Here is a 14,456-nt window from a genome sequence, read left to right on the forward strand (position 1 = left end):
ATGCCCACATTCCCCCGACCGATCGCCGCCAGGCATGGGGGGGCCATGCTGGCGGCCATGCTGCTGGCCGGCTGCACCATGATCCCGGAATATCACCGCCCGGCCGCCCCCGTCGCGGCCGCGTGGCCCCGCGGCGCGGCCTATGGCCCGCCTGCCCCGGCCACATCTCCCGGCGGCGACGCCCTGCCCGCCGACTGGTCCGCCGATTGGCGGCAATTCTACCGCGACCCGGTCATGCGGGCGCTGATCGCGCTGGCGCTGGACAATAACCGCGACCTGCGCATCGCCCGCCAGCAGGCCGAGGCCGCCAGCGCGCAGTTCGACATCGAGAGCGCGTCCCTGTTCCCCACCCTGGACGGCACCGCCGGCGCCAATGTCCAGAAGCAATATTCGCGGATCTGGAGCCTGTCGCAGACCTCGGGCCCGTTCTACATGCGCCAATATGCCGTGGGTTTCGGCATCTCGGCCTATGAGGTCGATCTGTGGGGACGGGTACGCAGCGCCTCGCGCGCCGCCTTCGACCGGGCGATGGGCTCGGCCCTCGACCACCAGGCCCTGCAGATCAGCCTGACCGCCGCCGTGGCCTCGGCCATGCTGGCCTGGGTGGCCGACAACCAGACCGTGCGGATGACGCAGCAGATCCTGGAGAACTGGCGCCATACCGACGCGCTGATCCGGCACACCGCGCAGGTCGGCACCGGCACCCAGTTGGACGTGGCGCAGGCGGACTCCGCGGTGCATGAGGCCGAAACCGATCTGCAGCTTTATACCCGCCAGCGCGCCCAGGCGCTGAACCAGTTGGAGCTGCTGGTCGGCGCCCCGCTGCCGGACGGTCTGCGCGGGGCGCTGGAGGCCAAGACCACCCTGGCCGGTGTGGTGCCCTTTCCCGCCATTCCGGCCGGATTGCCGTCCGACCTGATCGGCCGCCGCCCGGACATCCTGGCGGCCGAGGCGGCACTGCGCGCCGCCAATGACGATATCGGCGCCGCCCGCGCGGAGTTCTTCCCCAAAATCCAGATCACCGCGTCGGGCGGCACGGCCAGCAACAACATCACCCGCCTGTTCGAGAGCGGCATGGGGGCCTGGAACGTCGCGCCGCAGATCACCATGCCGCTGTTCGACGCCGGGCGCCTGACCGCGCAGTTGCACATGGCCCACGCCCGGAAGACGGAAGACATCGCCCGCTACGAGAAGACGATCCAGACCGCGTTCCGCGAGGTCGCGGACGCCCTGGCAGGCCGCGGCACCTATCTGCAGCAGCTCGCCGCCCAGGACGCGCTGATCGCCTCCAATGGACGGCAATACACGCTGGCGCTCGACCGGTTCGAAGCCGGCTACGATACCTATCTGGCCACCCTGACCGCCCAGCGCACGCTCTATGCCGCGCAACTGGGCGGCATTACGACCCGGCTGCAGGACCTGTCGAACACCGTGACCCTGTACAAAGCCCTCGGCGGCGGCTGGCCCGGCACCGTGCCGGCCCGGCCCTTCAAGCTGGGTGATCACATCCTCTGATCATATTTGTTCTTTTTTGAAAAAAAGAACCAAAAAACTTCTGAACGTTCGGGGACTATTTGCCGGGCACGCAAAAAATCCCCGAACGAATAAAAGTCTTTTTGCTTCTTTTTCGGAAGACAAAAGAAGAAGAGGCCCCGCCTCCTCCTGGACGGGCTCAGATCCGGATCAGGAAGGTCGCCCCCGCATCCTCCTCCTGCGGCGCCAACACCAGGCTGCCGCCGTGGTCCTGCACGATCTGCCGCGCCAGGCTCAGCCCGATCCCGGTGCCGCCCTCGCGCAGCGAGAAGAACGGCCGGAAGATCAGTGCCGCCTCCGCCGGGGCCACGCCCGCGCCGCTGTCGCGGATGCCGATCGTCACCTGCTCGGCATCGGCCCGCGCCCACAGCGCCACCCAGGCCGGGCGGCGCGGACCGGCCAGCGCCGCCTGCGCGCCGTTGGTCGTCAGCGCGATCAGCGCCTGCACCAGCAGGTCGCCGTCCAGCCGGGCGACGATGTCGGGCATGGGCGGATGCAGGCGCAGCGCGACGCCCTGCCCCTCCCACATGCTGTGGAACAGCCGTCCGACATCGTGCAGCATCGCCCCGACCGACAGGGCGCGCGGGGCCACGGGCGGCAGGCGCGCCAGATGCCGGTATCCCTGCACGAACCGGTCCAGCCCCTGGATGCGGCGCAGGATGGTCGCCACCGCCAGCGCGGCCTCGGGCATCGCCGCCGCGTCCCCGCCGGCCAGCATGTCCTGCGCGCTTTCGGCCAGCGAGGACACCGGGGTCAGCGAATTCATGATCTCGTGGCTCAGCACCTGCAGGACCTCGCGCAGGGCGTTGGCCTCGCCCGCATTCAGCTCGGCCTCGATATCCGTCAGCGCCACCAGCCGGGCCAGGGGGCCGTGCAGGCTGGCCTGCGCTACCGACAGGGCATAATGGCGCGCCCCGCCCGGACGGTCCAGCCGCACCACGGCCCGGCCCTGCGCCTCGGCTCGCGCCAAGGAGGATGCCAGGGAAGATGCGAGGGAGGCCGCCAGCGCCGCGGGCGGGTCCGGCACCCGGTCATCGGTACCGAACAGCCGCCGCGCCGCGCGGTTGGCGGCGCGCAGCACGCCGTCATGCGTCACGCCCAGCAGCGGCACCGGCGCATGGTCCAGCATGGCGCGCAGCATCGCGGTCTGGTCCGGGCGCGGCGGCGGGGCGCGCAACCGGGCCGCCCGGTTCCGCACCCGCTGTTCCAGCCGCGCCAGCCGCCCCAGCACCAGCGCCCCCAGCAGCAGCGCACAGGCCGACATGACCAGGGCGGCGGCATAGAACCGGTGCAGCACGCACAGCACCACCAGCCCCCCGCACGACGCGACCCCGGCCAGGCAGCAAGCGGCCGGGACCAGCCCCGGCGCGACATGTTCGACATCCCGCGCGCCGCCGGCCGCCATGTCGGCCATCGCGCCCTACAGCCCGTGCCGCGCCATGCGCCGGTACAGCGCCGGACGGGTCAGGCCCAGTTCGCGCGCGGCGTGGCTGACATTGAAGCCGTGGCGGCGCAGCGCGGCCTCGATCATCGTCTTTTCGGACTGCGCCAATGTCAGGTCCTGGACAGCCGAGTCCTGGGCGGCCGGGTCCTGCTCCGCCGCGTCCCCGGCACCTGGCATCGGTTCCGCCAGATCCTCCGGCCCCAGCACCGGCGCCCGCGCCAGCACGGTGGCCCGCTCCATCGCCTGCCGCAGCCCGCGCACATTGTCGGGCCACGGACGCGCGGCCAGCGCCGCCTCGGCCTCGGGCGACAGGCTGCGCTCGGCCACATTGTGCCGCCGCCCGAACAGGCGCAGGAAGTGCCGCGCCAGCACGCCGATTTCCGCGCCCCGCGCCGCGAGCGGCGGCAGGACCAGGGTCACGACCGACAGGCGATGCAGCAGGTCCGGCAGTACCGCCTCGCGCAGCGCGGCGCCGCCCACGCGCGCCGTGGCCAGCAGCCGCGCCCCGCACCCGGCCTGCAGGCACGCCAGCAGGCGCTGCTGCCAGGCCGCCGGCCAGGCGCCGATCTCCTCGGCCAGCAGCGTATCGCCCGCCCCCACGGCCGCCAGCCGGATCGACAGCGCCTCCTCGCCCTCGCCCAGCATCGGGTCCAGCACCACCAGCCGTCCCGCCCGCTGCGCCGACAGGCGATGGATCCGCCGGGCCAGCGCCGTCTTGCCCGCCCCGGCCGGCCCGGTCAGCAGCACGCTCGCCTGGGTCGGGGCCACCCGGTCGGCGCGCTCCAGCACGTCGCGCGTCGCCGCACAGCCGGCGATCATCATCCCGTCATCCGGCCCGGCCGCCTGCGACGGCGCGCCGTCCCCGCCGCCCGCGCCGGAACCGTCCGGCCGAACCGGCAGCCGCGCGGCCAGGCGCCGGCGATGCGTGGCCAGCGCATCCTCGATGGTCGCGACCAGCCGGTCGTTCTTCCATGGCTTCATCACGAAATCCGCCGCCCCGGCCCGCATCGCCGCCACCGCGATCGCCACCCCGCTATGCCCCGTCACCACCACCACCGGCAGGCCCGGATCATGCGCCAGCACCGCGCGCAGGCAGGCCAGCCCCTCCTCGCCATTGGTGGCGCCACGCCGGTAATTCAGGTCCAGCAGCACGGCGGACACCGGCGACGCGGCCAGGGCGCTCAGCGCCTGCTCGGGATTCTCCGCCGCGACCATGTCGAACCCCCGGCGCCGCAGCAGCAGCGACGTCGCCTGGCGGATATCGGCATCGTCATCGACGAACAGGATGCACGGCGCCGCCGAAGACCCGCCCGAAGGCGAAACCGGGGGGTGCGGCACAACGGGGCTTGACGCGGCGTCGGACATGTTCGGATCCGGACAGTGCTGTTCGCTGGCGGACACCAGCCTCGGACATATGCGATAATATCGTTATTATTCAATGATGTAAAAAATGATTCCACAAGAGTTACACTGTTCGGCAGGCAAAGGAAGTCGAATATGCCGGACAGTGTCGCCCCATCATCCGCCAGCCCCTCCGGGGCATCCACGCGTCCCGCACGAGCCGCCGCGGCCGCCGAGCCCGCGTCGTCGCCCGGGCGCGCGCCGGGCGCGGGCATGGACCGCCGCGTCGCGCCCTCGCGCATGCGCCGGCTGCGCCCCTATCTGCGCTATGGCGCCGGCGTACTGGTGCTGGCCGCCGGGCTGGCCGCCTGGCGCCTGGTCCCCGCATCGGGCAGCCTGGCCGTGGCGCAGGACGATCTTGCGATCGATACCGTGCACGTCCAGCCCTTTCTGGATTACCTGCCGGTGCGCGCGACGGTGGCCCCGCTGCACGTCACCTTCCTGGGCGCGGTCCAGGGCGGGCAGGTCGCCTCGGTCGCGGTGCCCGACGGGATTCTGGTCCATCCGGGCGACGTGCTGGCCCGCCTGACCAATCCGCAGCTCGAACTGGATGTCAGCACGCGCGAGGCCGCGATCGCCGGCCAGTTGGGCGACCTCAGCGCCCAGCGCCTGGCCCTGCAGCAATCGCAGACCGGCGAGGACGGCACGATCGCCGAAGCCAGCTACAATCTGCTGAAAGCCGGGCACGAGCTGGCGATCCGCCGGCAGCTTCTGGCCCAGGGGTTCGAATCCGACGCCAACGTCAAGACCTTCGCGGACGAGGACGCCTATTATGCCGGGCGCCTGGCCCTGCTGCGCGCCGCCCGGCAGAAGGACCGCGCCGTCGCCCAGGCCCAGGCCAGGGAACTCGACGGCACGGCGGAACGGCTGCGCCACACGCTGGCGGCGGTCGAGGACAGCCTGTCCTCGCTGACCCTGCGCGCGCCCGTCGCCGGCCGCCTGACCAACTTCACCCTCCAGCCCGGCCAGACGCTGAAGGCCGGCGACCCGATCGGCCAGATCGACAGCGAGGGCGCATGGCGGCTGGATGCCGACATCGACGAATTCTACCTCGCCCGCGTCGCGGTGGGCGAGCACGGCATCGCGCAGATCGACGGCCATGACGTGCCCTTTACGGTGGCGCGCGTCCATCCGCAGATCACCACCGGCCAGTTCCGCGCCGAACTGACCTTCGACACGACGCCCCCCGCCGTCCTGCGCCGGGGCGAAAGCGTGGAATGCCGCCTGACCCTGGGCCGCACCCGTCAGGCGCTGATCGCCCCCAACGGCGCCTGGCTGGACGGCAGCGGCGGCAATTCGGTCTTCGTCGTCTCGGCGGACGGGCATCATGCGACGCGCCGCGCGATCAGCGTCGGCGGCCGCAACCCCGAACAGGTGGAAATCACCGCGGGCCTGCGCGACGGCGAGCGGATCGTGACGTCCGCCTACACGAATTTTCACGATTTCAACCAGCTTCTCATCCGATAGGACCGCGCCATGCTGATCCAGCTTGCCGACATCAACCGCCTGTACCGGTCGGACGAGGTCGAGACCACCGCCCTGCATGACGTGCATCTGACGATCGAGCGCGGCGAATTCGTCGCCATCATGGGGCCCAGCGGCTGCGGCAAATCGACCCTGCTGAACATCCTGGGCACGATCGACCGGCCCAGCAGCGGCAGCTATCGTTTCGGCGATCACGAGCTCAGCACCATGGCCGAGGCCGAGCTGGCGCAGTTCCGCCGCAGCCATCTGGGCTATATCTTCCAGAGCTTCAACCTGATCGACGAACTGACGATCGAGGAAAATGTCGAACTGGCGCTGATCTATCGCAAGATGCCGCGCGCCGAGCGCCGCGCGCGCGTCGCCGCCGCGATGGACCGGGTCAGCATCGGCCACCGCGCGCGCCATTATCCCAGCCAGCTTTCGGGCGGCCAGCAGCAGCGCGCGGCGATCGCGCGCGCCATCGTGGGCGAGCCCGACCTGATCCTGGCCGACGAACCCACCGGCAATCTCGATACCGAGAACGGCATGCAGGTGATGGATATCCTGCAGACCCTCAATCGCGAGGGCGCGACCATCGTGATGGTCACCCACTCGCCCAGCCATGCCGACATGGCCCGGCGCCGCGTGGACATGCTGGACGGCCAGATCGTGATCTCGGTCCGCAACGCCATCTGATTTTCCATCCGCCCCCGGGAACGGAGCCGCCTGATGCTGCTGCATGGAATGCTGACCTTCTGCCGGATGCTGTCGCGCCACCGGCTCTACGCCGTCCTGAATATCGGCGGTCTGGGGCTGGGAATCGCGGTGTTCCTGCTGCTGTCGCTGGTGGTGCGCTACGAATACGGCTATGACCGGTTCTGGCCAGATCAGGCCGACATCTACCGGCTGGACCAGCTCTGGGCGCATTCGGTCGGGGTGCCCGGCGATCGCACGGATTTTTCGACCTATCGCGCCCGCGACGCGCTGCGCGCCGAATTTCCGCAGATCCGCGCCAGCAGCCGCCTGATCCCCCAGCAGGTCACCCTGATCGCGCCGCCATCCGATCTGCGGAACGGCGGCGCGCGCACCATGGGATCGGAGCAGATCCAGTTCGTCGATCCGGAATTGCCGGATGTCCTGGCGCTGCCGGTCATCGACGGGCAGCGCGCCGAGGCCCTGGCCGCGCCGGACCGGATCGTGCTGTCGGCACGCCTGGCGCGCAAATATTTCGGCACGATCCACGCCGTGGGCCGCACGATGCGGATGGTGGTCGACGGATCGGCGCAAACCTATGTGGTGTCGGCCGTCTTTCGCGACCTGCCCCTCGCCTCGACCTACCGGATCGACGCGGCGGCGCCGATACCCGAACGTATCCGCGGCCAGCGCTCCCTGAATCTCTGGGCAGCCGGCACCGGCGTGACCCTGCTGCGCTTTTCCGATCGCATGGGCATGCAAGCCGTCGCGGCGCGTCTGGGCGATTTCATCGCCCGGCACAGCAACGATGCGCCGACCTTGCAATATACCAGGGGTTTTGCGCTGACGCCCCTGGCGGACATGCATTTCCGCGATGCGACGGCCGGCGCCGATCGCGACAGCGTGCTGGCGCTGGGCATCGTCGGAGTCCTCGCGCTGCTGGCCGCGACCATCAATTACGTCAACCTGGCGACCGCGCGCGCCATGCTGCGCGCGCGTGAGGTCGCGATGCGCAAGACGCTGGGCGCGTCGCGCGCCCTGCTGACGATCCAGTTCCTGGGCGAGGCCGTCGCCATGGTCGCGCTGGCCGCCCTGCTGGGCCTGGCGCTGACCGAACTGGCCCTGCCGCCGCTGAACATGCTGTGCGGCTGGCAGGTCGCGATATCCTATGGCTGGCTGCTGCCGCGCCTGGCACTGCTTGTCGTCGTGGCGGGCGTCGGCGCCGGTCTCTATCCCGCCCTGGTCCTGGCCGCCTATGCGCCGGCCCGCATCCTGGCAGCCGCGCGCATGCCGTCCATGGGGCGGATGGGGACGCGGATCCGCGCAATCCTGGTCGGGGCGCAATTCGTCTTCGCCATCGGCTTCGCCATCTGCGCGCTGGTCATCGACCTGCAGGTGGCGCATCTGCGCGATGCCGATCGGGGCTTTCGCCGCGATGGGCTGATCATCGTCAGCAGCATGGCCGACGATGCGCTCCGCCCGCGCCAACAGACACTGCTGGACAGCTTCGCCAAATTGCCGGGCGTACTCTCCGTCACCCAATCCGATCGCGCGCCCGGCAACGACCTCCTGTCGATGCAGTCCGTCTGGCGGCCGGGTGCCGCGAACCGGCAGCAGGAACTGGTCCAACAGCACGTCGGCCGGGATTATTTCCGTACCTATGCAACGCCGCTGCTCGCCGGCCGCCTGTTCGACGACGCGCACGGCACCGACATCGCCCCGGAAGACCGCGACGACCCGCGCGCCAGCAACATCGTCATCAACCGCAGCGCCGCCGCCGCCCTGGGCTTCGCCTCGCCGGACGCCGCGATCGGCCGGCCCGTCACGGCGCAGATCGGGACCGGGACCGCGCCGCGCACGATCATAGGCGTCGTCGCGGATGCCCGCTTCGGGTCCGGCACCAGGCCGGTGGAACCGCAATTTTATTATTATCAGCCCGGCATCATCGGCGGGTCCAACGCCGCCATCCGCTTCGCCGGCCCCACCGAACGCGCGATGCTGGCGGCCCTGGCGCGTGGCTGGCGCCAGCTTGTGCCCGATATCCAGTTCGATGCCGCGTCGGCCGACGACCGTCTGGCACGTTTCTATCAGCCGGACCAGCGGCGCGGGCAGCTCTTCACCGCCGGCGCCGTCGTCGCCATCGCCATATCCTGCCTGGGCCTGTACGGACTTTCCGCCTTCAACGCCACGCGACGGCTGGGCGAGATCGGCATCCGCAAGACGCTGGGCGCCGGCACCGCCGACGTGCTGCGCCTGCTGCTGGTCCAGTTCATCCGGCCGGTCGCAGTTTCGGCGCTGGTCGCGTGGCCCGTCGCCTGGTTGGCCATGCGGACCTGGCTGGCCGGCTTCGACCAGCGCATCGCGCTCTCCCCGCTCTATTTCCTCGCCGTCACGCTGGGCGCCGTGGCGCTCGCGGCCGCGACCGTGCTGGGCCAGACCATCCGCGTCGCCCGCGCCGAACCCGCCCGCGCCCTGCGCCATGACTGATCCCCGTCTCCACCCGTTCCGCGAAGGTCCCCGATCATGCTGATCGCCAATGCCCTGGTCGCCTTCTACCGCTCCACGCTGCGGCACCGGCTCTATGTCGCCCTGAACATCGCCGGGCTGGGCCTGGGAATTGCGGTGTTCCTGGTACTTTCGCTGGTGGCGCGATACGAGTACGGGTTCGATCGCGCCGTACCGGACGCCGCAGACATCTATCGGCTGGACGAAATCTGGAACCTGCCCGGCCGCACGCTGATACATGCCCCGGAAGTCAGCTTCATGGCCTTCGATCCGCTGCGCACCGATTTTCCGCAGATCCGCGCCGCGACCCGGCTGGCCCCACGCCGAGCGGCCATCGATACCGGCCACGGCGATCCGGTGACGATCCCGGTCGATTTCGTCGATCCCGGCTTCCTCGACGTCTTTTCCCTCGCTCTGCGCGACGGCACGGCGGGGGACGCGCTGGCCGCCCCCGACCGCGTGGCCGTCAGCGAGTCCACCGCGCGCCGCCTGTTCGGCACGGTGCGGGCACGCGGCCGGCGGATCTTCATCACCGTCGACGATCGGCGCACGCTCTATACCGTCTCGGCCGTGTTTCGCGACGTCCCCCGTGACCGCACGCTGCGCCCCGACCTGCTGGCCGCCTTTCCACAGGCCATGAAGGACGTCATGCCCGCCTTCCATATCTGGGAGAGCAGCTCGGGCCAGATCTGGCTGCGGTTCCGCTCCGCCGCCGACGCAAACGCGCTGGCGGCCGGCCTGCCGGACTTCGTCCGGCGGCGCGCCAGCATGCCGCCGCAGTTGCAGTCCGGCTGGTACAAGCTGGCGCTGATGCCGCTGCTGGACGCGCATTTCCGCGATCTTCATCTCTATGGCGGCGATGACGACGGCAACAGCGCCGACCGGCGGGTGGTCGACGCGCTGCAGATCGTCGGCGTCCTGGCCCTGGTGGCTGCCGCGATCAATTACGTCAATCTGGCGACCGCGCGCGCCGGACTGCGCGCGCGCGAGGTCGCGCTGCGCAAGGTCCTGGGCGCGACGCGTCCGCATCTGCTGGCCCAGTTTCTGGCGGAATCGATCCTGCTGCTGATCCCCTGCGCCGTACTGGGCCTGGCGCTGACGGAAATCGCCCTGCCGTTCGTCGACGGGCTGGGCGGCTGGTCGGTCAGGATCGATTATCTCTGGCTGATCCCGCGCCTGGTCGCCATCGTGCTGGTGGTCGGCATCGCCGCCGGCCTGTATCCGGCGCTGGTCCTGTCCGGCTACCGGCCGGCCGCCGTCCTGGCGGCCGCGCGCCAGCCGGCGGGCGGGCGGATGGGCCGGCGATTGCGCAATGCCCTGGTGGTGATGCAATTCAGCTTCGCCGTCGCGTTCGCCATCTGCACGCTGGTGGTCAACGCGCAGGCATCGTTCCTGCGCCAGGCCGACCGCGGCTTCCGCCAGGACCGGCTTTTCCTGGTTTCTCTTGAAAGTTCCAGGAAAATCGATGCGCGGCAGCAATCCATCATGGATCATTTCCGCGCACTGCCCGGCGTACGGTCCGTGACCCTGTCCGACCGGCAGCCGCGCCCGAACAGCCAGTCCAACGACACGTTCAAGCGCGCCGACCGCCCGCAGACCGATCCGCTGCTGACGGTCGAATGGGTCGGACGCGACTATGTCCGCACCTATGGCGCCACCCTGCTGGCCGGCCGCTGGTTCGACGCCGCCCATGGCCAGGATACCGCCCTGAAACCCGGCTACGCCGACGGCACGCCCGCCACCGCCAGTATCGTCATCAACGAACAGGCCAGCCGTACCCTTGGCTTTTCCGATCCATCGCAGGCGCTCGGCCATGTGCTGATCAAGGGCCAGATCCGTTTCGTCATCATCGGCGTGACGCGCGACGTCCGCTTCAGGTCGCCGCGCGCGCCGGTGGACCCGCAGGTCTATCTGCGCACCGACGACATGGTTCCCTTCGCCGTCATCGCCGTCCGCGCGGACTCGGTGCCGCCGCAGGTCATGCTGGACCGGCTGCAGGCCGCATGGCGCACATTGGCGCCGGACATGCCGTTCATGGGCGAGGCCGCCGCGACACGCCTGGCCCCCTATTTCCAGCCGGATGCGCGGCGCGGGCAATTATTCACCCTGGGCGCCGTCGTCGCCGTCGCCATCGCCTGTATCGGGCTCTACGGCCTGTCCTCCTTCAGCGCCGCGCGCCGCATCCACGAGATCGGCATCCGCAAGACGCTGGGCGCCAACACGCGGCAGGTGCTGGCCCTGCTGATCGGCCAGTTCCTGCGGCCGGTGCTGCTGGCCAATCTGATCGCCTGGCCGGCCGCGTGGGTCGCCATGCGCGGCTGGCTGGCCGGGTTCGACGAACGGGTGGGCCTGTCGCCCCTGCAATTCGCGACGGTCAGCCTGCTGGCCGCCCTGCTCTCCCTGCTCACCATCCTCGGCCAGACCATCCGCGTCGCCCGCGCCGAGCCCGCGAAGGCACTTCGCCATGAATAAGCGCATCCTCCTGCTGGCGACGATCGCAGCATTCCCGTTCGGCCCGGCCGGCGCCCATGCTGGCGCCCACCCGCGCCCGGCGGCCGAGGCCCCTGCTCCCCAGCAAACCATGACCCGGCAAACCATGACCCTGCAAACCATGACCCTGGAGCAGGCCATGACCCTGGCCTATCGCGGCAATCCGGCCCTGCTGGGCCAGCAGGCGACACAGCGCGCGGCGGCCGAGGACGAAGCCGCCGCCCGCGCCGGCTGGCGGCCGACCGTCACCGCCTACGCGGACGCGTCCTACCAGCAGGGTCCCTATATCGGCGCCTTCGCCCTGGGCTCGGTCCAGAGCAACTATGCCGACACGTATCTCTCGGTCCACCAGCCGATCTATACGGGCGGCCAGGTCGCCAACAAGGTGCGCGCCGCCGACGCCCGCGCCCATGCCGCCAACCATGCCCTGCGCCTGACCGAGGCGCAGATGTTCCAGGCCGTGATCGGCGCCTATATGGACGTGCTGCGCGACCGCGACATCCTGGCGGTACGCCAGGCCGACCTGGGCACGCTGACCCGCCAGGCGGCGCTGACCAGCGCGCGGTACGCCCTGGGCGGCGATGCCGCCCGCCAGGTCACCCGGACCGACGTCGAGCAGGCCCGGGCCCAGCGCAACGCCGCCGAGGTCGCCCTGGCCGCCGCACAGGCGCAACTGACCGCCAGCACCGCCGCCTTCCGCGCCGCCGTGGGGCAGGACCCGGGCCCGTTGCGCCAGCCCGGCGCCCTGCCCGCCCTGCCCGCCGGCCTGCATCAGGCCGTCGCCCTGGCGGTGCAGTCCAACCCCGCCCTGGCCCGCGATCGCGCCGCCGAGGACGCCAGCGCCGCCGATATCGACACCGCCCGCGCCGCCTGGAATCCCTCCATCGGGATCACCGCCAGCCTGGGCGCGATCGGCCCGGCCTCGCCCTTCCACACCAACGCCTATGACCAGGAGGTCACGGGCATGGTCACCCTCTCGCAGCCGCTGGAAAGCGGCGGGCTGTACAGCGCGCAGATCCGCCAGGCCCGCGACCGGTTCGAAACCGCCCGCCAGACGGTCGAGGCCAGCCGCCGCGCGGCGATCCAGAGCGTGGTCACCGCCTGGCAGCAGATGCAGTCCGGCCTGGCGGCCATCCGCGCCGGCAGCGCGCAGGTCGCCTCGGCCGCCGACGCGCTGCGCGGCTATCAGCTTGAATATGGCTATGGCATGCGCAGCACGATCGACGTGCTGATCGCCGACCAGAACCTGCGCGCGGCCGAGGTCGCGCTGGCGCAAAGCCGGCACGACACGATCGTGGCCGAGGCCGGCCTGCTGGCCGCCACCGGCCGTCTGTCGGCCGACATGCTGCTGCCCGGGACGCGCCCCTATGACGCCGACGCCGCCCTGCGCCGCGCCCGCGCGCCCGGCTGGGTGCCGTGGGATGGCGCCGTCGCCGCCCTGGACCGGGTGGGCTGGCGCGATGCATGCCCGTCCGGCAACGCCTGCCGCTGATCCCATGCGCCTTCCATGCCCTCTCGTGCGCATCCCATGACCGGCCGGCCCCACCGGCCCGGCGCGCCCTCGACGCTGACCGACGCGCAATGGGCGCGCATTGCCCCGCATGTCGTCGGCGACGCGCGCTCGCGCGGCCGCACGGGCCGGGACAACCGGCTGTTCGTCGAGGCCGTGCTGTGGATGGTGCGCACCGGCGCACATTGGCGCGACTTGCCCGAGCCCTTCGGCCGCTGGAACAGCATTTTCCGCCGCTTCCGCCGCTGGGGCCTCGGCGGCGTCTGGCACCGCATCATCGCCGCCATGGCGGACGACCCGGATTTCGCCTATCGCATCGTCGCGGAAACCCTGATCTCGACCGATCCGCGCGCTGCCGGCCCCGGCCTGCCGGTCCCGCCGCCGCGCGGGCACGGCACCCCGGACGCGCGGATTTCGGACCCGTCCCGCCGGTCCGGCGCAGCCGCCCGCGTAAAGATCTGAAATGGACATTATGTCTCACACGCCGGGAACCCGCCGGTCCCGCCTTCCGCCGGGAACGGGGAAATACCTTCGCCGCCGCTCCGCCGGCCGCCCGGAATTCTGGAATATATGGTCCACTCGCCCGACATCGGGTCGCACAGGCGTGATCGCACCCGCCGACATCGGCATGCCACCATCCGGCCCGCTCCACGACATGGGAGAAGAGGCGATGATCGATCACGTCTCCATCAGGGTCCGCAGCATCCAGCGCGCACGCGCCTTCTATGACCGGGTCCTGGTGCCGCTGGGCCTGACCTGCACGGTACGGGACGCCCCCGAATATGCGGGTTACGGCCTCGATGGCCGCGACCCTTTCCTGTGGCTGACCCTGCATGACGGGTCATCGGGCCACATCCAGCTCGCCTTCGCCGCGCCCAGCCGCACGGCGGTCGAGGATTTCCACGTGGCGGCCCTCGCCGCCGGCGGCCGCGAACGCGCCAGCCCGGGCATGCAGACCGAAGGGGGCCTTCCCTATTTCGCCGCCTCGGTGCTGGATCCGGACCGCCACGAGATCTCGGCCGTCTGCCGCATCGGGCCCTGACTGCCCCGCCTCCCGGCCGCCGACCCATCGCCGATGAAGACCCCTCGCCGGAGCACCGTCAGGGGACGATACACCCAGTAATGAATCAGCCGCCCTGCCGCCGCGGCACAATATGCGTCGCGCGAAAGCCACGCAGCCCGGCGCGGTGCGCCGCGTAAATCTGCGCCGGCGTGCTGTCGGCCGCGTCCCCTGCCGTGGCGCGCGGCCCAGCCTGCTCTTCAGCGCCCCGGTCTTCAACATCGCGGTCTTCAACATCTGGCGGGCATGGACGGGTATCCCGTGTCCCGAGCAATGGCGGAATTGTGAAACGGCCGGAGCCATTCTGGCCGGCAACGGATGGCGTCAGCATTGCTGCTCTCCGAGAAGGTCCCCCC

10 protein-coding genes and 1 pseudogene are annotated in these 14,456 nt (G+C 70.8%); 8 read left to right on the forward strand and 3 right to left on the reverse strand.

The features are described 5' to 3' along the window. Window positions 1–1,515 (forward strand): efflux transporter outer membrane subunit, encoded by a 1,515-nt coding sequence (locus AAC691_RS10865; protein ID WP_323992647.1) that lies wholly within the window; start codon window positions 1–3, stop codon window positions 1,513–1,515. Window positions 1,516–1,672: 157 nt separating this feature from the next. Here AAC691_RS10865 and AAC691_RS10870 read toward each other — a convergent pair whose 3' ends face one another. After that, window positions 1,673–2,947, reverse strand: a complete 1,275-nt coding sequence (locus tag AAC691_RS10870; protein ID WP_342630069.1) for a HAMP domain-containing sensor histidine kinase — start codon at window positions 2,945–2,947, stop codon at window positions 1,673–1,675. 6 nt (window positions 2,948–2,953) lie between these two features. Further along, on the reverse strand, window positions 2,954–4,342 hold the full coding sequence (locus AAC691_RS10875) for a response regulator (protein WP_342630070.1): 1,389 nt from the start codon (window positions 4,340–4,342) through the stop codon (window positions 2,954–2,956). Window positions 4,343–4,474: 132 nt separating this feature from the next. On the opposite strand from AAC691_RS10875, the gene AAC691_RS10880 reads away from it, so the two are divergent. From AAC691_RS10880 to AAC691_RS10910, 7 genes and pseudogenes are all read left to right on the forward strand, one after another. Then, complete coding sequence (locus AAC691_RS10880; RefSeq protein WP_342630071.1) at window positions 4,475–5,845, forward strand: efflux RND transporter periplasmic adaptor subunit; 1,371 nt, start codon at window positions 4,475–4,477, stop codon at window positions 5,843–5,845. A gap of 9 nt (window positions 5,846–5,854) precedes the next feature. Next, window positions 5,855–6,538: an ABC transporter ATP-binding protein gene (locus AAC691_RS10885; RefSeq protein WP_342630072.1), complete on the forward strand. Its 684-nt coding sequence runs from the start codon at window positions 5,855–5,857 to the stop codon at window positions 6,536–6,538. A 33-nt stretch (window positions 6,539–6,571) separates the two neighbouring features. Then, window positions 6,572–9,022: an ABC transporter permease gene (locus AAC691_RS10890; protein WP_342630073.1), complete on the forward strand. Its 2,451-nt coding sequence runs from the start codon at window positions 6,572–6,574 to the stop codon at window positions 9,020–9,022. A gap of 36 nt (window positions 9,023–9,058) precedes the next feature. Further along, window positions 9,059–11,512 (forward strand): ABC transporter permease, encoded by a 2,454-nt coding sequence (locus tag AAC691_RS10895; protein WP_342630074.1) that lies wholly within the window; start codon window positions 9,059–9,061, stop codon window positions 11,510–11,512. Beyond that, window positions 11,505–13,022, forward strand: a complete 1,518-nt coding sequence (locus AAC691_RS10900) for a TolC family outer membrane protein (RefSeq protein ID WP_342630075.1) — start codon at window positions 11,505–11,507, stop codon at window positions 13,020–13,022. Before AAC691_RS10895 ends, AAC691_RS10900 begins: the two co-directional genes overlap by 8 nt. A gap of 36 nt (window positions 13,023–13,058) precedes the next feature. Further along, window positions 13,059–13,400: pseudogene (locus AAC691_RS10905) on the forward strand (transposase); the annotation flags it as partial. 244 nt (window positions 13,401–13,644) lie between these two features. Further along, on the forward strand, window positions 13,645–14,082 hold the full coding sequence (locus tag AAC691_RS10910) for a VOC family protein (protein WP_342630076.1): 438 nt from the start codon (window positions 13,645–13,647) through the stop codon (window positions 14,080–14,082). An 85-nt stretch (window positions 14,083–14,167) separates the two neighbouring features. Here the strand turns inward: AAC691_RS10910 and AAC691_RS10915 are convergent, their stop codons facing one another. Next, window positions 14,168–14,431: a hypothetical protein gene (locus AAC691_RS10915; RefSeq protein WP_342630077.1), complete on the reverse strand. Its 264-nt coding sequence runs from the start codon at window positions 14,429–14,431 to the stop codon at window positions 14,168–14,170. Window positions 14,432–14,456: the final 25 nt, after the last annotated feature.

Source organism: Nguyenibacter vanlangensis (genome assembly GCF_038719015.1).
In the GTDB taxonomy this organism is placed as follows: domain Bacteria; phylum Pseudomonadota; class Alphaproteobacteria; order Acetobacterales; family Acetobacteraceae; genus Gluconacetobacter; species Gluconacetobacter vanlangensis.